This window comes from Pseudomonas sp. GW460-12-10-14-TSB1, from assembly GCF_017349775.1.
In the GTDB taxonomy this organism is placed as follows: Bacteria; Pseudomonadota; Gammaproteobacteria; order Pseudomonadales; family Pseudomonadaceae; genus Aquipseudomonas; species Aquipseudomonas piscium.
In genome coordinates this window covers 21079-43260 of the sequence record NZ_JACNAC010000032.1, presented here as the reverse complement: position 1 = coordinate 43260, position 22182 = coordinate 21079, and the positions used below count along the sequence as shown (strand labels likewise).

The 22182-nt window shown below is 59.6% G+C and carries 18 protein-coding genes and 1 tRNA gene; 5 read left to right on the top strand and 14 right to left on the bottom strand.

The annotated features are described in order from the left end of the window. Nucleotides 1-93 precede the first annotated feature (93 nt). A complete protein-coding gene (locus tag J4D52_RS18670; protein WP_102677382.1) occupies nucleotides 94-861 on the bottom strand; it encodes a molecular chaperone in 768 nt (255 codons plus the stop codon). Nucleotides 862-885: 24 nt separating this feature from the next. Beyond that, nucleotides 886-1449, bottom strand: coding sequence for a fimbrial protein (locus J4D52_RS18665; RefSeq protein WP_025805031.1), 564 nt, complete (start codon nucleotides 1447-1449; stop codon nucleotides 886-888). A gap of 520 nt (nucleotides 1450-1969) precedes the next feature. Here J4D52_RS18665 and J4D52_RS18660 point away from each other — a divergent pair. Continuing rightward, a complete protein-coding gene (locus J4D52_RS18660) occupies nucleotides 1970-2599 on the top strand; it encodes a response regulator transcription factor (RefSeq protein WP_063428853.1) in 630 nt (209 codons plus the stop codon). 109 nt (nucleotides 2600-2708) lie between these two features. Here J4D52_RS18660 and J4D52_RS18655 read toward each other — a convergent pair whose 3' ends face one another. After that, nucleotides 2709-3197: an Hpt domain-containing protein gene (locus J4D52_RS18655; RefSeq protein ID WP_102677383.1), complete on the bottom strand. Its 489-nt coding sequence runs from the start codon at nucleotides 3195-3197 to the stop codon at nucleotides 2709-2711. 752 nt (nucleotides 3198-3949) lie between these two features. Beyond that, a complete protein-coding gene (locus tag J4D52_RS30565; protein ID WP_226305697.1) occupies nucleotides 3950-4108 on the bottom strand; it encodes a hypothetical protein in 159 nt (52 codons plus the stop codon). Between J4D52_RS30565 and J4D52_RS18650 the strand changes: the two genes are divergently transcribed. Beyond that, nucleotides 4068-10661: a VCBS domain-containing protein gene (locus J4D52_RS18650; protein ID WP_408980329.1), complete on the top strand. Its 6594-nt coding sequence runs from the start codon at nucleotides 4068-4070 to the stop codon at nucleotides 10659-10661. The genes J4D52_RS30565 and J4D52_RS18650 overlap by 41 nt on opposite strands. Nucleotides 10662-10823: 162 nt before the next feature. On the opposite strand, the gene J4D52_RS18645 is transcribed toward J4D52_RS18650, so the two are convergent. The 5 genes from J4D52_RS18645 to dapA form a co-directional block, all read right to left on the bottom strand. After that, nucleotides 10824-10913, bottom strand: a tRNA-Ser gene (locus J4D52_RS18645). An 84-nt stretch (nucleotides 10914-10997) separates the two neighbouring features. Next, nucleotides 10998-11708, bottom strand: a complete 711-nt coding sequence (gene purC, locus J4D52_RS18640; protein ID WP_007930242.1) for a phosphoribosylaminoimidazolesuccinocarboxamide synthase — start codon at nucleotides 11706-11708, stop codon at nucleotides 10998-11000. A gap of 28 nt (nucleotides 11709-11736) precedes the next feature. After that, on the bottom strand, nucleotides 11737-12495 hold the full coding sequence (locus J4D52_RS18635; RefSeq protein ID WP_025805026.1) for an MBL fold metallo-hydrolase: 759 nt from the start codon (nucleotides 12493-12495) through the stop codon (nucleotides 11737-11739). Between the two features lie 4 nt (nucleotides 12496-12499). Next, nucleotides 12500-13612: an outer membrane protein assembly factor BamC gene (gene bamC / locus J4D52_RS18630; RefSeq protein ID WP_053277822.1), complete on the bottom strand. Its 1113-nt coding sequence runs from the start codon at nucleotides 13610-13612 to the stop codon at nucleotides 12500-12502. Nucleotides 13613-13629: 17 nt separating this feature from the next. Then, complete coding sequence (gene dapA / locus J4D52_RS18625) at nucleotides 13630-14508, bottom strand: 4-hydroxy-tetrahydrodipicolinate synthase (protein WP_009042590.1); 879 nt, start codon at nucleotides 14506-14508, stop codon at nucleotides 13630-13632. Between the two features lie 328 nt (nucleotides 14509-14836). On the opposite strand from dapA, the gene J4D52_RS18620 reads away from it, so the two are divergent. Continuing rightward, the gene (locus J4D52_RS18620) at nucleotides 14837-15397 is read left to right on the top strand and encodes a glycine cleavage system protein R (protein WP_007930238.1); all 561 of its coding nucleotides are present in this window, start codon (nucleotides 14837-14839) and stop codon (nucleotides 15395-15397) included. Between the two features lie 10 nt (nucleotides 15398-15407). Further along, entirely contained in the window at nucleotides 15408-15881 is a 474-nt protein-coding gene (locus J4D52_RS18615; RefSeq protein ID WP_063428852.1) for a peroxiredoxin, read from the top strand. A gap of 81 nt (nucleotides 15882-15962) precedes the next feature. Here J4D52_RS18615 and J4D52_RS18610 read toward each other — a convergent pair whose 3' ends face one another. Both J4D52_RS18610 and J4D52_RS18605 read right to left on the bottom strand, forming a co-directional pair. After that, a complete protein-coding gene (locus tag J4D52_RS18610) occupies nucleotides 15963-17033 on the bottom strand; it encodes an AI-2E family transporter (RefSeq protein ID WP_007930236.1) in 1071 nt (356 codons plus the stop codon). A gap of 41 nt (nucleotides 17034-17074) precedes the next feature. After that, a complete protein-coding gene (locus tag J4D52_RS18605; RefSeq protein ID WP_007930235.1) occupies nucleotides 17075-17314 on the bottom strand; it encodes a sulfurtransferase TusA family protein in 240 nt (79 codons plus the stop codon). A gap of 97 nt (nucleotides 17315-17411) precedes the next feature. Between J4D52_RS18605 and J4D52_RS18600 the strand changes: the two genes are divergently transcribed. After that, a complete protein-coding gene (locus J4D52_RS18600; protein WP_025805022.1) occupies nucleotides 17412-18845 on the top strand; it encodes a M48 family metalloprotease in 1434 nt (477 codons plus the stop codon). A gap of 76 nt (nucleotides 18846-18921) precedes the next feature. Here the strand turns inward: J4D52_RS18600 and J4D52_RS18595 are convergent, their stop codons facing one another. The 3 genes from J4D52_RS18595 to J4D52_RS18585 all read right to left on the bottom strand — a co-directional run bounded on the left by J4D52_RS18595 (nucleotide 18922) and on the right by J4D52_RS18585 (nucleotide 22156). Next, nucleotides 18922-20349 carry a DegQ family serine endoprotease gene (locus tag J4D52_RS18595; RefSeq protein ID WP_025805021.1) on the bottom strand — a complete coding sequence of 476 codons (1428 nt, stop codon included), beginning with the start codon at nucleotides 20347-20349 and terminating at the stop codon, nucleotides 18922-18924. A gap of 248 nt (nucleotides 20350-20597) precedes the next feature. After that, nucleotides 20598-21560 (bottom strand): MucB/RseB C-terminal domain-containing protein, encoded by a 963-nt coding sequence (locus J4D52_RS18590; RefSeq protein ID WP_063428850.1) that lies wholly within the window; start codon nucleotides 21558-21560, stop codon nucleotides 20598-20600. An 8-nt stretch (nucleotides 21561-21568) separates the two neighbouring features. After that, the gene (locus J4D52_RS18585) at nucleotides 21569-22156 is read right to left on the bottom strand and encodes a sigma-E factor negative regulatory protein (RefSeq protein WP_063428848.1); all 588 of its coding nucleotides are present in this window, start codon (nucleotides 22154-22156) and stop codon (nucleotides 21569-21571) included. Between the last annotated feature and the right edge of the window lie 26 nt (nucleotides 22157-22182).

The following is a 22182-nucleotide window of genomic DNA, read 5'->3' as shown; positions in this document are numbered from 1 at the left end:
AAACAACCAGATAACTACGCTGGACGTTCAACATATTCGATACCGGCATGCAGCCAGGTCATGGAGATGACAAAAACTGCAGGGTGAGAAAAGTTACAGGGACAACGGTTTTTCAAGTGTGCGCCGCCCCCCGAAGTCATTAATGACCTCGTAATGAACAGAGGCTTTTCGATAAGTCTGAGGAGCCCGTTCAGGCAATGGGAAAAATCCACTACTGAATGGCGCAATCATTTCATCTTTAACTGTAACCCTTCGCCCATCCAGAGTAACTTCGATCTTGCCGAAAGACACGTAATACGCCGTCGGATTGCTTGCCTGAACTCCCAGGCGATTCTCGGCGTTGCCTTTTTCATCCGGATAACTGGCCTGTTTGAATTGCCAATCGAGTTTGTTCGCCACCAAGTCCACATCCGACTTCAAGTTCTTGGGTCGAAAGAACACTTTGATTCGGGTTCTGAAGGTAAATTGCAAGACATTTTCATCGACTTCCTTGCGCGGAGGTGTTTCCAGCACATTGAGCCAGAACAAGGATTCCCTATCTTCTGCAAGTTTTTCACCCGTGAAGGAAACACGCAGTGAAGCTGAACTGTCCGGATCCAGGCGAATCACCGCCGGGGACACCAAAAATGGAACTTTCATTTCCTCGGGCCCCTTAGTTGAATCGCCATCATCAATCCAACTTTGGGCCAATGCAGCAGAGGCACCGGTGTTGCTCATTTTTATTGTAACTTCACGAGCATCCGACGGATAAACCAGCCGAGTGCCCTGGATGACTACCGACGCCTGTACGATTCCAGAACATACGCCCAAGAACATGACGCCGAGAACGAAAGAAGAAAAAATACGCGCTTTCGGCGTCATGAATCACTCCTCGGGCGCTGGCCTTTACTTATACGACAGGGTGTATCGAACGAAGGAGTTACCCGAACCCGCACCAACGGTGGCGGCGGTCGCAACATAGTTCGCCTTGAACTTGAGGGTTGCCGTGTTGGCTGCAACGGTAGCGACCTGTGGCGTGGCTTCCGACTGACCGAGTGGGACTTTCGTACCAGCCGCGACATCGTCGTTGAACACCTGGATCTGCACGCCGGTGGCAGGCGCAGCGCCGATCAGCTTGAGGTTCCCGGTCACCACGTCGACGTTACCCACCTGGTCAAAATCAACGACGACCTTGGTTCCATTGGCACATTGCGCGCCGGACAGCACCAACGCGAACTTCTCGAACGGAGAAGCATCGCCAATGGCCTTGAAGATCGAAGGAGAGATGCGCCCCAGTTCCACGTTGGTGATGTTGTTTTCACCCGGTGCCTGGCCGTTGATATTGCAAGTCACGTCAGAGATGCTGCCAGAGAAGTTAACCACGCCATCAGTGGCATGAGATAACGAAGGAACAAGTGCGGCGAGCATCAAGCTGGAAGTTGCCAGGGATAGTAAAGATGTGCGTTTCATGTGATTTCCTTGTTCACGTTGATCGGCAAAAGAAGTGCAATCTATTTGATCGTCCTCCCGGTTCAGCCATGACCAAATCGCGCCAGCCATAGCTGCCCAAGCCTCTCTCATTCAAAGTCTAAGTCGATGGGTCGACAACAATAGCAGCTCCTTTAGGTGCCCCATGAAGAACACCCAAAGGAAGCCGTAGCTTACCGATCAACCTTCGAATTTGAATTGAGAGACGGCCGAAGCACCCATCAGAAATATCTTAATAAATCGCCCATTGATTTCGTCTTTACTTATGAGACAAGACTGTGTACTTCTTCAGCGCGTTGCGTGTTAGCTGAACTCTACCAAGTGCTCGCGTCGCAGTAGCCTGGACCAGGCCAACTAGCTACTTAATAAAAATTGAAAGGAGTCTACCCGCTGGCCTGCGCAATGAGCGCCGACAAAAAGGCCTAACCTCAATGAGAAGAATTGAATATAGAGAGTAAGAATATAAAACCCACACGCACAACCAATATAGAGAGAGCACACTATGGGATCCATAGTCATAGTCGACGACCACCCCCTGGTCAGGGTTGCATTGAAAGTCATACTTGAACGTAACGGGCACCATATCGTCGCCGAGGCAGACAATGGCGTCGACGCCATTCAAGTTGTTCGCACACACAAACCGGATCTGGTGATACTTGACCTCGATCTACCGCAACTGGACGGACTATCCGTACTCACTCACTTCAAGGCAAATAACTTCCTGGTAAAAACGCTGATATTGACGTCCAGCGATTCAAAAAACTTTGCCGTACGTTGTTTGCATGGGGGCGCTGCAGGCTTCATCTGCAAGGACGAAGCGCTGGATGAGGTGGGAGACGCAGTAAAGGCGTTGTTATCAGGGCATACCTATTTCCCTGAGAGCTCTCTGCTCCTGTTGCAGGAAAGCATTCACACCAATCAGATGCAAAGTATTGTCGCCTCTCAGCTGACCAACAGGGAAATCACCACTTTAAGATTACTGGCGCAGGGCCTTAACAATAGGGAGATTGCAGCGACCCTGCTTATCAGTCACAAAACGGTCAGTACTTACAAAGTAAGACTCTTGAAGAAATTCAACACCACCAACCTTCTGGCCCTGATTGAAATAGCCAGGCAAAAAGGAATCATATAGGCCTCTTGCGACCCCCAGCAGCGCATGGACATCTGTCCGTTCCAGAATCGGCGTCTTATCGGTTTTGCGACGGGACATCGAGCACGACTCCCTTAGAGCAGCAGAGGAATCAGCGCTCACGAGGCAGTTCTCTCAGATTGATTGGCCCATCATTCTGTATGGCTACAAGACAGATGTCCTTGAGGTTGAGCAACGCCTGCTCGACCAGTTGCGCCCTTTCCAGCAGCACCGGCCAGGCCCCTGCGATACTGACTTCCCTCAGCCGCTGGCAGCTGGAAATCAGCGGCTGGTACTTCAACACACAAGCTGCACCCGCCATCTTGTGGCACAGCCTGGCAATGGCTTGCCGATCGTTTTGTTCGCAGTACGCCCGCAACAGCTCAAGGTCTTTGAGCTGGTAGGTCCTTACATCGTCGATGAGCCGTCGGGCGATTTGCTCATTGTCGCCAGCAAGGTCCATGAGCCTGCCAAGCACCTCTAGCAACGACACCGCGGAACCGACCCGGATAGCCTGAAGCACTTCGTCATCCGCCCCCACTCCCGCATTGAAACCTGCCGCCTCCGGCGTTGCACCGGCCTGTACATCCTGCCTATTCATATCCGCCTCCTTGCTCACTTGAATATGCCGCGGCCCGCTCGCTGAATAGGGGTCAGGCTAGGCAAAACTCCTTGAGGCGAATATCAGACATTTCTCAAAGCGCTGGACAGGCAACTTTGTTCAGGGGCTCCCCTCCCCAGGGATTGAAATCCGGGCAGCATGAAAAAAGCCCGCCAGAAAAATGTTCTGCCGGGCTTTTTTAACAACTGACGCTGCAGTTTGCGGCTGTCCAGCACGGGTATGACGCAGCCATCCCTTGCCGCATAAGGGTTTCAGCTCATTGAACCGCAACAGTGTTGGGTGCTTGCGAGCATTTCGCCAAAAACACATCGACACAATATTGACGCATAAATGCCCGCCTGTCGGAATATTGGCACTTCGTACTGTTACTCCCGGTTAACACCTTTACAAGGCCTGACCCCACAACTAAACAACTATCAAACTGATATCAGGAAAGGCCGTATCCCTGAATCAGAACGCCCCCAAGACACGGCTTCATCCAGCCATTACTTCAGGAGTCCCTTTCATATGGGTGCTCTCAGGCTATTGCGCACCATGCGCAGCGCAGCCCCAGGCTTGGGCCCATGTTCGCCCGACCGCTCCTGCGATTCGCTTCTCAAATACGGCGAACTTCTTCACCTGCACACCACCTGCGTCCCTCTTCCCGCAGGCCCGGACGGCCGACGATGTCCGGGATCACCTCGCACCGCTCCTTGACACCCTGAGCGGTACAAGCATGGGACTTCGTCCTGTCAGCAGGATCTGGCGATTCTAAAAAAGCATTCCCGGGAGAAAGACATGGCTACCACCACAACGACCAGCGGCGGCACCACCACTTCGTTTTCCAATACACCGCAGGCGAAGGACGACATTTTCACTACAGGTGTCATTGGCACGAGCAGCGCGGCCATCACTGAAGACCTGCTGGGGGTCGTGTACCTGGATGTCATGTCCAATGACCTGGGTGGCAACGCCAAGACACTCTGGTCACTCGATAATGCGACCAGCCTTTCTACTGCCACCAAGGTTTATGCTCCGGCCGATCTCCAGGTCCAGGACACGAGCAGGGCTGAGGCGACAAGTTCTGACACCAGCTTCAACGGCGCAAAAATCTGGATTACGTCGGATGGAAAAGTCGGCTACGACGCCACGACCTTATCGACTGCGTTCAAGGCGCAACTTCAGGCGCTTGCTGCCGGAGCGTCCCTGACAGACAGCTTTACGTATGCGATTCGTCTCGGTAATGGCACGCTCAGTTGGGCCACTGCGCAAGTGCAATTTGCCGGTGCGAATGACAGTGTGACGATGAGCCTCGGCGCACAGGCCGGTAGCGTAACCGAAGATGCGGCCACGACGCTGAGCCCGACCGACTCGCACAGCGCGACGGGCACGATTGCCTTTAGCGATGTCGATCTGAGCGACACGCATACCGCCTCGTTCGTGGCGGCGCAAGACAATGTCACAGCGCTGGGCAGCTTCGCCCTCGCCTCTGTGACTGAAGCTGCCGATACGGCCAACGGCACCGTCAACTGGACTTATACCCTGGATAACGCGGCAGCCCAGTCTCTGGCCCAGGGTCAGACGGCGAGCGAAACTTATGTGGTCACCATCAGTGACGGGCATGGCTCGTCGACAACGCAGAATGTGACCATCACCATCACGGGCACCAACGACCAGGTGCAGATCACCAGTGGCGTGCAGACCGGAGATGCCAAGGAAGACAGCGGCGACTACGCTGCCAGCGGCAGCATCACCTTTACCGACGCCGACCTGATCGACAGCCACAGCGTCACCGTCACGCCGGGCGCTTCCGGCTACCTGGGCAGCTTCACTACAGACCCACTGAACGACAGCACCGGCACGGGCAGCGGCTCGCTGGGCTGGCACTTCGCGGTAGACAACGCCGCCCTGCAGTTCCTGGGCGAAGGCCAGACCCTCACCCAGACCTATGACGTGGCGATCGGCGACGGCGCGGTGCAGACCGTAACCATTACCCTCACCGGCAGCAACGACCGGCCGATGCTGACGATTGCCGACACCACTGGCGCGATGAACGAAGGCAACGCTACGGCCACACTGAGCGACAGCGGCGCCCTGAGCTTTGCCGACCTGGACAACATCGACGTGGTGACTGTGTCGCACACCGCCAACGGCAACATCGCCTGGAGCGGCGGCACGCTCAATGCCGGCGTGGCTTCGGCACTGGTGGCCGGCTTCTCGGTCGATCAGAACAGCTGGGACTACAGCAGCAGCCAGAACCTCGACTTCCTCGGCGCTGGCGAAACCATCACCTTCTCGTACACGGTGGTCGCCACCGATGACAGCGGCGCGGCTAACGCGGCTTCGGCGACGCAGACTGTCACCATCACTATTACCGGCAGCAACGACGCGCCGGTACTCAGCTTCGCTACCGGCAATGATCTCGGTGCCGTACAGGAAGACACCACCCTCAGCATCAGCGGCCAATTCAGCTCGACCGACATCGATCACGACGCTACGGCTACCTGGAGCATCGTCGGGTCCAATACCGGCAGCTATGGCTCAATTGACGTGGATAGCACTGGCCAGTGGACTTACACCCTGGCCAACGGCACCGATGGCATTGCTGGTGCGGTGCAGTCACTGAAGGCAGGCGAAAGTCATGATGAAGTGTTCAGCGTTCAGGTCAGTGACGGCCTCGGTGGTGTGGACACTCAACTGGTGACCGTCACCGTCACCGGGAGCAACGACGCACCGGTGCTCAGCTTCGTGTCGGGAAATGATGTGGGCTCGGTGCAAGAAGACACGGTCCTCAGCGTCAGCGGCCAATTCAGCTCGGCCGACATCGATCACGATGCCTCAGCCAGCTGGAGTATCGCCGGTACCGATACCGGCACCTATGGCTCGATCGCCGTCGACAGCAGCGGCCAGTGGACCTACACCCTGGCCAACGGCACCGATGGTGTCGCTAGTGCGGTGCAGTCGCTGAAGGAGGGTGAGAGTCATGACGAGGTATTCAGCGTACAGGTCAGCGATGGCCTGGGCGGTGTGGATACCCAACTGGTGACCGTCACTGTCACCGGTAGCAACGACGCACCGGTACTCAGCTTTGCGACCGGTAATGATCTCGGCGCCGTGCAAGAGGACTCCACCCTCAGCGTCAGCGGCCAATTCAGCTCGACCGATATCGATCACGATGCTACGGCTACCTGGAGCATCGTCGGGTCCAATACCGGCAGCTATGGCTCAATTGACGTGGATAGCACTGGCCAGTGGACTTACACCCTGGCCAACGGCACCGATGGCATTGCTGGTGCGGTGCAGTCACTGAAGGCAGGAGAAAGTCATGATGAAGTGTTCAGCGTTCAGGTCAGTGACGGCCTCGGTGGTGTGGACACTCAACTGGTGACCGTCACTGTCACCGGCAGCAACGACGCACCGGTGCTCAGCTTTGCGACCGGCAATGATCTCGGCGCCGTGCAAGAGGACTCCACCCTCAACGTCAGTGGCCAGTTCAGCTCGGCCGATATCGATCACGACGCTACAGCTACCTGGAGCATCGCCGGGTCCAATACCGGCAGCTATGGCTCAATTGCCGTCGACAGCAGCGGCCAGTGGACCTACACCCTGGCCAACGGCAGCGATGGCGTTGCTGGTGCGGTGCAGTCACTGAAGGCTGGCGAAAGTCACGACGAAGTGTTCAGCGTGCAGGTCAGCGATGGCCTCGGCGGTGTGGATACCCAGTTGGTGACCATCACCGTTACCGGCAGCAACGACGCCGCCGTGCTCTCCTCGGCCAACGTCACGCTGAGCGAAACCAATGCCCCGCTGACCACCGGTGGCAGCCTGACCGTCAGCGATATCGACAGCCCGGAAAGCTTCCAGGCCCAAACCGACACCCTAGGCAGCTACGGCAAATTCTCCATCGGTACCACCGGTGCCTGGACCTACGTCGCCGACTCCGCACACAACGAGTTCGCCGCCGGCACCACCTATACCGACACCTTCGCCGTGAGCAGTGCCGACGGCACCCTCACTTCGGTCACCCTGCATATCCTCGGCACCAATGATGCGGCCGTGCTGTCCGCCGACATCGCCAACCTCACCGAGACCAATGCCGCCGCCGATATCTCCACCGCCGGCACCCTGACCATCAGCGACGTCGACAGCGCCGCAACCTTCGTCGCGCAAACCAACACTGCTGGCAACTACGGCAAGTTCTCCATCGGCACCAGCGGTGCCTGGACCTACGTCGCCGACTCCACCCACAACGAGTTCGTCGCCGGCACCACCTACACCGACACCTTCACCGTGAGCAGCGCCGACGGCACCCTCACCTCGGTCACTGTGCATATCCTCGGCACCAATGATGCGGCCGTGCTGTCCGCCGACATCGCCAACCTGACCGAGACCAATGCCGCCGCCGATATCTCCACCGCCGGCACCCTGACCATCAGCGACGTCGACAGCGCCGCGACCTTCGTCGCGCAAACCGACACTGCTGGCAACTACGGCAAGTTCTCCATCGGCACCGACGGTGCATGGACCTACGTCGCCGACTCCGCCCACAACGAGTTCGTCGCCGGCACCACCTACACCGACACCTTCGCCGTGAGCAGTGCCGATGGCACCCTCACATCGGCCACCGTGCATATCGCCGGCAGCAATGACTTGCCGACTATTACCTCCAACGGCGGTGATACGACGGCTTCGATCAACGTGGCGGAGAACACAGCAGCGGTCACGACAGTGGCGGCGACCGATGTTGATCTGCCGACGCAAACACTGAGCTACAGCATCGTCGGCGGAGCGGATGCCGCGAAGTTCTCGATCGTTTCAGGCACAGGCGCGCTGAGCTTTATCTCTGCACCCAACTTTGAAGCGCCGACAGATTCGGGAACGAACAACGTCTATGACGTGATTGTGCGGGCGTCGGACGGCACGCTGTTTGACGACCAGGCGATCGCGGTAACCGTGACAGGCGTCAACGACAACAGCCCGGTGATCACCTCCAACGGCGGTGGCACGACGGCTTCGGTCAACGTGGCGGAGAACACCACCGCAGTCACGACAGTGATGGCGAGCGATGCCGATCTACCAGCGCAGACGCTGAGCTACTCGATCCTGAATACGGCCGGGACAGACTTCGGCAAATTCTCGATCAGTGCGAGCGGAGTGCTGACCTTCAATTCGGCGCCCGATTACGAGAATGCCCAGGATGTCGGTGGTACCGACGGCGACAATGCCTACGTTGTGGACGTTCGGGTGGCCGACGGCAATGGCGGAACCGACACGCAGACCATTACGGTAAACGTGCAGAACGTCGTCGAGACGCCAGTCGATAGCGTGCCGCCGACGGTGGCAGTGACGGGGACGGCCTTAGGCAATTCGGTTGGTTCAACGTCGACGGTCACGTTCCAGTTCAGTGAGACAGTGAGCGGTTTCAACCTTTCGGATGTCTCGGTGACTACGACGAGCGGAACGCCCCGCGCAACCTTCAGCAACTTTACCCAGGTCGATGGCGACACCTACACAGCGACGCTGACCAGAACACTGGGCGGTAGCGTGAAAGTCGACGTTGCCGCGAACAGCTACACCGACCTGGCGGGTAATCCCGGGTCGGCCGGGAGCAGTGCAAACCTTCCAGCAGGCGTTGCCGGCGAACCCATCAATCTGGCCCTCAACGTTCCACTGGCCGAGATCAACGGCTCCGTAACGGTGGCCATCAGCGGCGTTCCTTCGGGGTGGGTGTTCAATGCTGGAACCGACAATGGCGACGGCACCTGGACCGTGCAGACCAACGATCCCGGCGCCTTGACCGTGACCACCCCAAGCGACTTCGCAGGTGCGTTGGTGCTTGATATCAACATGTACTGGAGCAACAGTGACGGCAGCGCCGCAAGCGCCTACGTGTTCAACAACGTCGAAGTCTATGCCCCAGGCTCGCCGATCTTCGCCTTGTCCGCTGACGACAACCTGACCGGGTCGTCCGGTGCCGACACGTTCGTCTTCGCCCAGCCGATCGGTAACAACCAGATCTACAACTTCAATGTCGCGGCGGACAAGATCGACTTGATCGGCTTCACAGGCGTCACCACCTTCGCTGACTTGAGCATCAGCAACGATGCAAACGGCAATGCCCTGATCAGCATCGGTTCCGGCCAGACGGTCACCCTGAGAGGTGTCGATGCAACAGACCTAGGCGAAGCGAACTTCCAGTTCGATGTGGACCCGCTCACCCACAACAGCGGCACCCTCACTATTGCCGACGGCGCGATCATGCCGTTCGGTGGCGGCATCCATAACAGCGGCACCATCGAGCTCGGCTCCGCCGGCAACGAGACCAGCCTGGAGATTCTGTTCCGTGGCGCGACCTTGACCGGTGGCGGCCAGGTGCTGCTATCGGACAACGCGCAAAACGTGATTTTCGGCGGCAGCGTCGACACCGTGCTGACCAATGTCGACAACCGCATTTCCGGCGCCGGCCAGTTGGGCGCCGGGCAAATGATCCTGGCCAATGCGGGGCTGATCCTGGCCAGTGGTTTGAACAGTCTGGTGCTCGACACCGGTACCCACAGCATCACCAACAGCGGTGTGCTGGAGTCCACAGCCACAGGCGGCATGACGGTGGCCAGCGCGGTCGAAAACACTGGCCATCTGTGGGCCAATGGTGGCGACCTGCACCTGCTGGCCGACGTGACCGGCAATGGCAGCGCGACCATCGACGGCGATGCCAGCCTGACCTTTGCCGGTGCCGCACACACCTCCGTCGCCTTCCACGGCGAAGGTGCGGGCTCGTTGGTGATCGCCCAGGCTGAAGCAGCGGGCTCGCTGGTCGGCATTCTCGGCCTTGAGAGCGATGACCTGCTGACGTTCGGCGATCTTGCCTTCGGTGCCAACACTCAGCTCAATTACACCGCCAATGCCTCTGGCGCCGGCGGCCTGCTGACGGTGGACGACGGCGCACATCGAGCCGAGGTGAACCTGCTGGGGCACTACTCGGTGGAAGACTTCCAGGTCAGCGACGGCGGCGAAGCCGGTACCCAAGTCAGTTACCACGGCCAATCCAGCGACACACTGGTGGGTAGCATGCTCGCCGACACCCTCAGTGGCGGCGACGGCAACGACATCATCGTCGGTCGTGGCGGCGAGGACACCCTCAGCGGCGGCGCGGGAGCCGACGTGTTCGCCTACCTCAACGCGAATGAAGGCGGTGACCATATCCTCGACTACAACTACGCCGAAGGTGACACCCTCGACCTCTCCACGCTGCTCAACGCCAACTTCGTCAGCGGCACCAGCCAGGTGGCCGACTTTGTCCAACTGGCGCAGTCCGGCAGCGGCATTACTGTGCAGGTGGATCCCGATGGCGCCAACAATGGCAAGCACTTCGTCGATGTGGCGGTGCTAGACCACGCTAGTACGCCCAGCCCCGATCTGGTGCGCACCTGGTTCGGGGAGGCCGACCACACACTGACGGTGTGATGCATTGGGCTGGGGCTGACTGGGAGGGTAAGTGTTCTCGATGTGAATCGAGTGGCTCCCTCGAAATCCGAATGGGGGAACAAGCGGGGGAATAAAAACAGCCAGAAACGACGAAGCCCCTGAAAACTTTAACGTTTTCAGGGGCTTCGGCTACTTCAATAATGGCGGAGAGATAGGGATTCGAACCCTAGGTACCCGCGAAGGTACAACGGATTTCGAATCCGTCCCATTCGGCCACTCTGGCATCTCTCCAACGGCGCGCATCATAACAGCACCTTTGCCCGAAGCGAAGCCCCTCGAGCAAATTTTTTCCGTGCTATCAGTCGGTTGCGTCGATTACAGCGGTACGCCCAGACGGTTTGCGACTTCTTCGTAGGCTTCGATCACATCACCGAGGCCCTGACGGAAGCGGTCCTTGTCCATCTTCTTGCGGGTTTCCTTGTCCCACAGGCGGCAGCCATCCGGGCTGAACTCGTCGCCCAGGACGATCTGGCCGTGGAATACGCCGAACTCCAGCTTGAAGTCCACCAGCAGCAGGCCGGCGTCGTCGAACAGCTTGCTCAGGACTTCGTTGACCTTGAGCGACAGTTCTTTCATGCGCGCCAGTTGCTCGGCGGTGCCCCAGCCGAACGCCACGACGTGGGACTCGTTGATGAACGGGTCGCCCTTGGCGTCGTCCTTCAGGAACAGTTCGAAGGTGTAAGGATTGAGTTTCAGGCCCTCTTCCACACCCAGGCGCTTGACCAGGCTGCCGGCGGCGTAGTTACGCACGACGCACTCGACCGGGATCATGTCCAGCTTCTTCACCAGGCACTCGTTGTCGCCCAGCAGCTTGTCGAATTGAGTCGGCACGCCGGCCTCTTCGAGCTTCTGCATGATGAAGGCGTTGAACTTGTTGTTCACCATGCCTTTGCGATCGAGCTGCTCGATACGCTTGCCGTCGAACGCCGAGGTGTCGTTGCGAAACAGCAGGACCAGGCGGTCGGCGTCGTCGGTCTTGTAAACCGATTTGGCTTTGCCACGGTAGAGTTCTTCACGTTTTTCCATGATGGGCTCCGCTTGCTAAGTAGGTGGGCTAGGCGATGTGTCGCCAGTCGAGCCCTGAATCTTGATCGGCCAGTTGCAGCCAGTCCGGGTCGCACCCGAGGGTGTCGACAAAACATTGCCGGGCCAGCTGCGGCAGGTTGTTCTTGCTGCTGAGATGGGCCAGTACCAGATGCTGCAGGTCCTGCCAGCCCAACTCGGCCACCAGGCTTGCGGCCTGATGGTTGTTCAAATGTCCCATTTCCCCACCGACCCGCTGCTTGAGGAAATACGGGTAGTAACCTCGGGCCAGCATGTCGCGGCAGTGATTGGCCTCGATCATCAAGGCATCCAGCCCACGATAGCGGTCGATCACCGTGTCGCAATAGGAACCCAGGTCGGTCAGCAGGCCGAAACGCCGCTGACCGTCACTGAACACGTACTGCACAGGTTCCAGCGCATCGTGGGCGACGCGGGTCACGTCGATGCTCAAGGCACCGACCTGAAGCGTCTCGCCCCCGGCGAGAAAACCCGCGGCTTCCACCGGTTTGCGCATCCCGCGCAACGTGCCGCGACTGAGGTAGACCGGTAAATTGTAGCGCCGAGACAGCAAACCCACGCCATGCACGTGGTCGGCATGTTCGTGGGTTACCAGAATCGCGCTCAGCTGCGCGGGGGCTACCCCCAGGCGCAGCAGGCGCCGCTCGGTTTCGCGCAAGGAGAAACCACAATCCACCAAGACGTAGGTGTCGTCACTGGCTATCAGCGTGCCATTCCCTTGACTACCACTGCCGAGAACGGCGAAACGCATCGGATCAGCCCAGGTTGTCCTGAATCACAGTCAACACTTTGCGCGCCACTTCAGGCGGAGCAACGGTGTTGATGTCTTTCTCGACGGTGACCTGGACGTTGTCGCCCACCTTGCTCAGGCGAACCTGATAACGCTCGGCGCGGGCTTCGATTTCTTCCTTGGCCGGTGCGCTGCCGAACAACTTGCCGAAGAAGCCCGGCTCGTCGTTTTTCTTCTCGGCTTTTTCCGCCAGGTTGATGTAGTACAGGCCCAGGCTGCGGTTGATGTCCTCAACGCGCCACTCGCCCTGCTCCAGCGCGCGGCCGACACTCGACCAGGCGCGATCGAGGTCTTCGCCAAGGTTGAGCACCACGTTGCCGCTGCCGTCTTCGGTGAGGCTGACACGGCTTGGGGTATCGAAATCACGCGCGGCCAGCAGGGAGACCGAACCGCCCTTCTCGGCGCTGCGGCTCATGCTGGCAAGCATTTCGTCGACCAGCGCGGCATCCAGGCTGGTGTTGACCGAGCGGTTGGTGAAATCGACGCTGGACGTGCTGCCGACAGGACGCTCGGCGCTGACCACGTAGACTTCACTGGTATTGCGCTGCACGCCTGGTTCGATACGCACCCGCACGCGGGTTTCGTTATCGGCCGAACCTACGCTGCCCAGGCGCTTGGCCATGGATGCGGAGAGTTCGTCGGAACGCTGCCAGGCGGTGGTGAACTCGCCGGTTTGCGGACGTTGTTCGTCAATACGGAAACCGTTGTCCTGGAAGAACTGCATGGCCACCGGCCAGACTTCGGCCGGGGCGTGCTGGGCCATGACCCAACGCGCATCGCCGCTCTTCTGCAGGGTGTAGTCGCTGGCATCGGCCACCGAGCCCAAAGGCTGCGGACGCGGCACGATGTATTCGCCCTTGACGGTATCGTCGGCCACGTTGCGCGGAATCGGCAACAGCGGATCAAGGCGTTTGGAGGTACTGACATCCGACGGCAGTTGCATCGGTGCGGTCTGTTGCGCTTGCAGGTAATCGCTGCCGCGGTCACGGAAGTAGCCTTCCGGCCCCCAGATCCAACCGCAGCCACTGGTGCTGGAGATAATCAAGGCAAGTGCGGAAAGTCCGGCCAATCGCTTCATGCGTAGTACTTCCTCAATTAAACCAATACGCCGGACTGGCGCATGGCCTGTCGCAGCGGTTCGTGACAGGCAGCACTGAGCCAGGTGAGCGGCAAACGGATACCGTTCGCCATCAAGCCCATCTCGCACAGGGCCCATTTCACGGGAATAGGGTTGGATTCGATAAACAGAGTCTTGTTGAGCGGCATCAGCTTCTCGTGGATCGCCCGGGCGGTAGCGGCATCGCCACGCATCGCGGCGGCGCACATCTCGCTCATGGCTTTTGGCGCCACGTTGGCGGTCACCGAAATATTGCCCTTGCCGCCCAGCAGGATCAGCTCGACGGCGGTTGCGTCATCGCCGGAGTACACCAGGAAGTCGCTGCTCACGCCGGCCAGGATGTCCTTGGCGCGCTGCAGGTCACCGGTGGCTTCCTTGATGCCGATGATGTTCGGCACGGTCGACAGGCGGATCACGGTCTCGGCCTGCATGTCGCAAGCGGTGCGGCCCGGCACGTTATAGAGGATCTGCGGGATATCGACGGCTTCGGCAATGGCGCGGAAATGCTGATACAGGCCTTCTTGCGTCGGCTTGTTGTAATAAGGGGTCACCAGCAGGCACGCATCGGCACCGGCGATCTTCGCATTGGTGGTCAGCTCGATCGCTTCGCGTGTCGAGTTCGCGCCGGTACCGGCGATCACCGGGATGCGCCCTGCAACCTGAGCGACCACGCGACGAATCACTTCGATGTGTTCGTTCACATCGAGGGTAGCCGACTCACCTGTAGTGCCGACCGCCACAATGGCGTTGGTGCCCTCTTGCAGGTGGAAGTCCACCAGTTTGCTCAGGCTGTCCCAGTCGAGACGACCCTGTGCATCCATGGGTGTGACCAGTGCCACCATACTGCCCGCAATCATGCAACCGCTCCTGCCGGAAAAAGAGAGCGGTAATGGTACTGGCGCCAAGATGCTTGCACAAGCGAAGTACCGCGCTGCGAGCATTCCCCTGAGCGATGTATTTCGCTACCCTTCAGACTTTGATCGGTACTGCTAAGCTTGTACGCCGGGTTCCAGCCTCCCTTATTCGGCATCCGAAGCCCCAATCCCGCGTTGCCGCCCTTCGCTCTCGCCTTTATGGAGCTCGTCGCAACCTGGCGGTTCAGGGCTTCTGAAACCGCATCCGGGCGTTTACCCAGTACTCGAGCCTGCAAAAAGTATCGACCGCTCATCGCTTTAGGAATGCTGCATGTCCACCCCCACAGTCCGCGAACAATTCCTTGTCATCAGTGCCCTCGGCGCCAACCCCATGGAGCTGACCAACGTCCTGTGCCGCGCCAGCCATGAAAACCGCTGCGCCGTGGTGACCTCCCGCCTGACCCGCCATGGCGAGTGCAGCGCACTGGTCCTGGAGGTTTCCGGCAGCTGGGATGCCCTGGCGCGCCTGGAGGCCGGCCTGCCGTCGCTGGCGAAGAAATACGCCTTCACCGTCAATGTGGTACGCAGCGCGGCCCTGGAAAACCGCCCGCAGGCCCTGCCTTATGTGGCTTACGTCAGCGCCGCCTACCGCCCGGACATCGTCAATGAACTGTGCCAGTTCTTCATCGATCACCATGTCGAGCTGGAAAACCTGACCTGCGATACCTATCAGGCCCCGCAGACCGGCGGCACCATGCTCAACGCCACCTTTACCGTGACCTTGCCGGCCGGCACCCAGATCAGCTGGCTGCGCGATCAGTTCCTGGACTTCGCCGACGCCATGAATCTCGATGCGTTGATCGAACCCTGGCGCCCACAGAACCCAATGTAAGGAAGCCCCAATGGCCGTTGCCATCGACCAACCTGTTGCCAACTTCGAAGCCCCGGCCACCAGCGGTCAGACCGTCAGCCTCGCAGCGCTCAAGGGCAAGCAGGTGGTGATCTACTTCTATCCGAAGGACAGCACCCCGGGCTGCACCACCGAAGGCCAGGGCTTTCGCGATCAATACGCCGCGTTCAAGGCCGCCAACACCGAGGTGTTCGGCATCTCCCGCGATGGCCTGAAGTCCCACGAAAACTTCAAGTGCAAGCAGGAGTTCCCCTTCGAGCTGATCAGCGACAAGGACGAAGCCGTCTGCCAGCTGTTCGACGTGATCAAGCTGAAGAAGCTCTACGGCAAGGAATACATGGGTGTTGACCGCAGCACCTTCCTGATCGACAAGGACGGCGTGCTGCGTCAGGAATGGCGTGGCGTGAAAGTGCCGGGCCACGTGGACGCGGTACTGGCTGCCGCGCAGGCGCTGAACAAGGCCTGAGCAGGGTCTGAGCAGAGCAACCGACTAAAAAGGGGGCGGCTGATTCAGCCGCCCCCTTTTCATTTCCAGAACAGAGCCGTTCTACAGCAAAGGCGCCACGACCGGCTCCTTGCGCGGCCAGGCATCCAGTACCGCCTTGAACAGGGTGGCCAGGGGAATCGCGAAAAACACCCCCCAGAAGCCCCACAGCCCGCCAAACAGCAGCACCGCGCAGATGATCGCCACCGGATGCAGGTTCACCGCCTCGGAGAACAGCAGCGGCACCAGCACGTTGCCGTCCAGGGTCTGAATGATCCCGTAGACCGCCATCAGATAAATGAACTGATCGCTCCAGCCCCACTGGAACAAGGCAATCAGCGCCACCGGCACGGTCACCACCACCGCCCCGACGTAGGGCACCACCACCGAAATCCCCACCAGCAGCGCCAGCAGGGCCGCGTAGTTCAGCCCCAAGGCAACGAAGGCGATGTAGGTCACCCCTCCGCAAATGACGATCTCGATCACCTTGCCACGAATGTAATTGGCGATCTGCCGGTTCATCTCCTGGGCCACCCGGGTGATCAGCGCCCGCTCGCGCGGCAGGTAACCGCGCACCCACTGGCTGATCATTGCCCGATCCTTGAGGAAGAAAAACACCAGGATCGGCACCAGCACCAGATAGATCATGATGTTGACCAGCAGCGGCAGGCTGGACAGCGAGAAGGTCAGCGCCCACTGGCCGAACTTGCCGATCTCGCCGCGCGCCACCTCGATCGCCTGCAACACCTGTTCGTCGGACACCAGGTGCGGATAACGCTCCGGCAACAGCAGAAGCAGCGATTGCCACTTGGCGAGCATTCCCGGCAACTCGTTGAACAAGGTGATCAACTGGTGCCATAGCAGCGGCACGACGACCACGATGAACACCAGCAGCAGCCCCATGAACAAGGCAAAGACCAGGCCCACCGCCGCCCCGCCTGGCAAACGCCAGCGCTCCAGCGTGAGCACCAGCCCCTGCATCAGGTAGGCCAGCACCATCCCCGCCAATACCGGCGCGAGCATGCCGCCCAGGGTCAGCACCGCGGTGAAGGCCAGGAACAACAGAACGGCCAGTACCACGGCCTCTTCATCGGAGAAGTAGCGCTGAATCCAGTCGCGTAACACTTTGAACATCAATGATCCTTAGACAGAGGCGCGATGATTTCCGGGGCGGTTCAGGCCTTCTTCAGCCAGTAACGATAGACCCCGGCTTCGTCTTCCTCGCGAAGCAGGGTATGACCGGCCAAACGGGCAAAGGTGCGGAAGTCGCGCTGGGAACCGGCATCCGTGGCGATCACCTTGAGCACCGCGCCGCTGGCCAGGCGATTGAGTTCCATCTTGGCCTTGAGCAGCGGCAGCGGGCAGTTCAGTCCGCTGGCATCGAGCTCGGCGTCGTGGGCTACAGCATCAGTCATTGCGTCACTCCGGGAGGGTCGTCGAGGTCCCTAGAATATCTGGTCCAAGGCCTGGTGTCCGGCTACAGTAGACTCTTTGTCGACTAAGGCTTTGTGCATGACTTTTTTGCGCCCTACCCTGCTGACGCTCGCTTGCCTGCTCGCCTCACCAGGCTTCGCCGACGACCTGCCGTCACTCGGTGATGCCAGTTCTGCCATTGTCTCGCCCCAACAGGAACACCAACTGGGCCGCGCCTGGCTGGCACTGCTGCGCAGCCAGGTTTCGCAACTCAACGACCCGCAACTCAAGGATTACGTCGAAACCAGCGTCTACAAGCTGGTCGAGACCAGCCAGGTCAACGACCGGCGCCTCGAATTCATCCTGATCAACAGCCCGCAACTCAACGCCTTTGCTGCTCCAGGCGGGATTGTCGGGGTCAACGGTGGCCTGTTCCTCAACGCCCAGACCGAAGGCGAATATGCCTCGGTGCTGGCTCACGAATTGGCGCACTTGTCGCAACGCCACTTCGCCCGCGGCGTCGAGGCCTCGCAACGCATGCAGGTGCCGATGATGGCCGCCCTGCTGGCCGGTATCGTGATCGCCGCGGCAGGCGGTGGCGACGCCGGGATCGCCGCCATTGCCGGCACCCAGGCCGCGGCCATCCAGGAACAACGGCGTTTCTCCCGGCAGAACGAGCAGGAAGCCGACCGCATCGGCATCCTCAACCTGGAAAAGGCCGGTTATGACCCGCGCTCCATGCCGACCATGTTCGAGCGCCTGATGCGTCAGTACCGCTTCGACGCCAAGCCGCCGGAGTTCCTGCTGACTCACCCGGTCACCGAATCGCGGATCGCCGACACCCGCAACCGCGCCGAACAGGCCAAGGCCGGCGGCAAGGAAGACAGCCTGCGTTACCAGCTGATTCGCGCACGGGTGCAGTTGATCTACGAAGAGTCTCCCGGCATGGGCGCCAAGCGTTTCCGCGCCCAGCTCGACGAAAACCCGAAAAACGACATCGCTCGCTATGGCCTCGCCATCGCCCAGATCAAGGGCAGCCAGTTCAACGATGCCCGGGAAAACCTCAAGCAACTGCTGGCCAAGCAACCTAACGACATCACCTACAACCTGGCCCAGATCGACCTGGACACCGCCACCAGCCGCTTTTCCGACGCCCAGGCCCGGGTGGACAAGATGCTTGCGCAGTACCCGGGCAACTATCCACTGAACCAGGTCAGGGTCGATCTGCTGCTCAAGCAGAATCGCCCAGCGGACGCCGAAAAGGCTCTGGAGAACCTGCTCAAGACCCGCTCCGACGATCCGGACGTCTGGTACTCGGTGGCGGAAACCCGTGGCCTGTCCGGTAATATCATCGGCCTGCATCAGGCGCGGGCCGAATACTTTGCCCTGGTCGGCGACTATCGCCAGGCGATCCAGCAGCTGGACTTCGCCAAACGTCGCGCTGGCAGCAACTTCCCCCTGTCTTCACGGATCGACGCCCGCCAGCGCGAGCTGATGGACCAGGAGCAGATGGTCAAGGACATGATGCGCTGAACCCAACCGGCGCCCACAAAAAAGCCCGCCTCTTTCGAGGCGGGCTTTTTATTGCGCGATCAACCCGCCAGGCGGATTACTCGGCCAGCTTGAAAGTAATGAAGCTGGCGCGTCCCTGACGCAGAACCCGCATCGAAACCGAACGGTTCTTCGGCAGCGCCTGGGCGATTTCAGTGAAGTTCTTGGTCGAAGTGATCGCCTGATTGTTCAGGTGAGTGATCACATCGCCCGGTTGCAGGCCGATCAGTGCAGCTGGACCGTCCTGAACTTCCTTGATCACCACACCGCCCTTGAGGTCGTAGGTTTTCTTCTGCTCATCGGTCAGCTCGACCACCGCAACACCCAGACGGTTGCTGCTGCGCTCGGCACCGGACTTGCCAATGACGTCCAGGGTCTTGTCTTCGTCCGGAATCGCACCAACGGTCAATTCGACGTTCTTGCGCTTGCCGTCACGAATCACTTCCAAATTGGCTTTCGCGCCCGCCTTGAGGGCCCCCACCAAATGCGGCAGGTCCGCCGACATGATGATCGGTTGACCGTTCATGCTCAGGATCACATCACCCACCTGCAAGCCGCCCTTGGCCGCCGGGCCGTCGTCCTGGATCTGTGCCACCAGCGCACCGGCCGGTTTCTCCAGGCCGAAGGATTCCGCCAGGTCCTTGTTCACTTCCTGAATGACCACGCCCAGCCAGCCGCGGCTGACTTTGCCACCGGCTTTCAGCTGGTTGGAAACGTCCATGGCGACATCGATCGGGATAGCGAAGGACACACCCATGAAACCACCGGAACGGGTGTAGATCTGCGAGTTGATACCCACCACTTCACCGGCCAGGTTGAACAGCGGACCGCCGGAGTTGCCCGGGTTGATCGGCACGTCGGTCTGGATGAACGGCACGTAGTTTTCGTTTGGCAGGCTACGACCGATGGCACTGACGATGCCCTGGGTCACGGTGTGGTCGAAACCGAACGGCGAGCCGATGGCCACGACCCACTGACCGGCCTTCAGGTCCTGGGATTTGCCCAGTTTCAGCACCGGCAGGTCCTTGCCATCGATCTTCAGCAATGCCACGTCGGAACGTGGATCGGTGCCGATCAGCTTGGCTTTCAATTCGCTGCGGTCAGCCAGACGGACAAGGATTTCATCCGCGTCGGCAATCACATGGTTGTTGGTCAGGATGTAACCGTCCGACGAAATAATGAAGCCAGAACCCAGGGACTGGGCTTCACGCTGGCGATCGCCCCGTGGCGAACGCGGCTGCGGCGGCATGCCACGCTCGAAAAACTCGCGCAGCATCGGTGGCAGGCCTTCGAGGTCCGGCATCTGGGCAGAAACCTTGCGGTCCGGGAGCTTCTGCGTGGTACTGATGTTGACCACGGCAGGCGATGCCTGCTCGACCAGTTGCGTGAAGTCGGGCAAGTCCGCCGCCTGCGCGCTGACGGCCTGACCGAGCACCAGCACAGTAGCGAAAATGGAAAGATAGGATTTCAAACGTGGTATCGACATACGGCTCCCATTGCAACGAGCGTGGTTAAGCGATAGGGAACAAGAAATACCAAGCGACTCGCGCAGTACTTTTGTCCCGGAAACGACAAACAAGGCCAGAACCTAGTGGCTCTGACCTATAAGAAAAAACAGGAGGTTTTGCAAATGAAAATGTTCACCGAACATTTAGATATCTCGATTGCAGAGCTGGCATTGCAGACCTCTTACACAACCAACATTAACGCTCGATGAACACCTGAGGCTGATACTCACTGCGCCTTGGGCGCAGTGGCGTCGGTACGCATCGACAAGGCGATCCGCTCGGCGGTGCCGATAGGTATCTCGCCCACCACCGTCACCATCATCTCGCCTTCTGGCGTGGTCAGGCGTCGGGAGACCGCCACGGTCGGGCCCAGTTGAGTGCGGGTGTCGGTCACCGTCGCACCATTGAGCGGTTCGAGGAACACCGAGAAGCGGGCCAGGCCATCGTCATACATCAGGCTGTTGACCATGGTCTTGGTGTCGGGATCCTTGCGCGCACTACTGCTGGTCAATTCGAAGCCTGGCGGCAGCCAGTCCGAGTACCAGGTCTGCGCAGCTTTCACCGCGGAAGCCTTGTCGCTGTCCAGGGCCACGGCCTTGCATTCGGGGCTGGCCTGCAGCTCGCTGTCCTTCGGTATATCCGTCGTATCCAGGCGAGTGAACTGGAAGCGCTCGAGCAATTGCCCCTTATCGTTCAACAGCAACGATTTCAGCGGCAGGCCCGTCTCGCGGTCCAGATGCAATTCAAAACCATAACGGTGCTGGTCCCGCGGGGTCAGGGAAACGATGACCGCCGCACGCCCAGCCACACGCGACTTGCCGATGACGGCAAGGTCGTACCAATTCTTGAGCTTTTCTGGATCGAGTGAGTGGGCCGAAGCGTTGGGGGCATCCCCCAGTCCAGCCACCAGCGTACCGCTGACACATTGGGTACGCCCATCAACACGCACAACCTCTTGAGCGGAACCGTCGAGCTGAATCAGCCGCTCGCGGACCTGACCATCCTGGACGCGATGCCAGATGTTATGGGTAGAAAAACTACCGTTACGCTCGTAGACGAAAGTACCCTGGAAGCTTTGCTGCTGTTCGGCTTGCCCAAGACGTTTCAACCAATCCTGAGCTTCGTCGGCGTGGGCTGGAACAATGAACCAGCCGCTGAGCAGAAGCGAGAGTAGAGGGATGGCGCGCATGATCCTCCTTAACGGTTTTCCAGGCTCGCCGCACGAGCATAAGGCAGAGCGCTTTCAGTGCCCTTCAGTGCAGCTTGTTGAGCATGCTGACGCAGGTAGCTTGGCAGACGCTGATCGTGCCAGCCCGGCTGACCTTGCAATACGCCGTTGGCCATAGGGCCAGTGGCTTCCGAGCTCTCATTGTAGCCGGCCAATACAGCTGGGCCTTTTACTTGAGGAGCGGCCAGGGTTGGCTGGTTCGATTGCTGTGCCAGTTCGACACCTTCGATCTCGTCCTGGTTGTACAGGCGAACACCCGCCAATACGGCAACGGTCACCGATGCGGCAACAGCCAGGCGACCCAGGCTGCGCCATGGACCACGAGTGGCCTTGGCCGGTACGGCTTCGTCAGCCAGCGCAGCAGAAACAGCCGCGGCGATATCCAGACGCGGAAGCAGCAACTCCTTGTGCATGGCCGCCCGGGCGATCTGGTAACGAGCCCAGGTCTCACGGGTTTCCACTTCGTCGACGGCATTCAATACCCGACGTAATTCCAGTTCGTCCGCTTCGTTATCCATCACCGCGGACAGCGATTCCTGCAGGGCTTCACGACTCATGGCGGTTCCTCTCTTGGCTGTCGCCG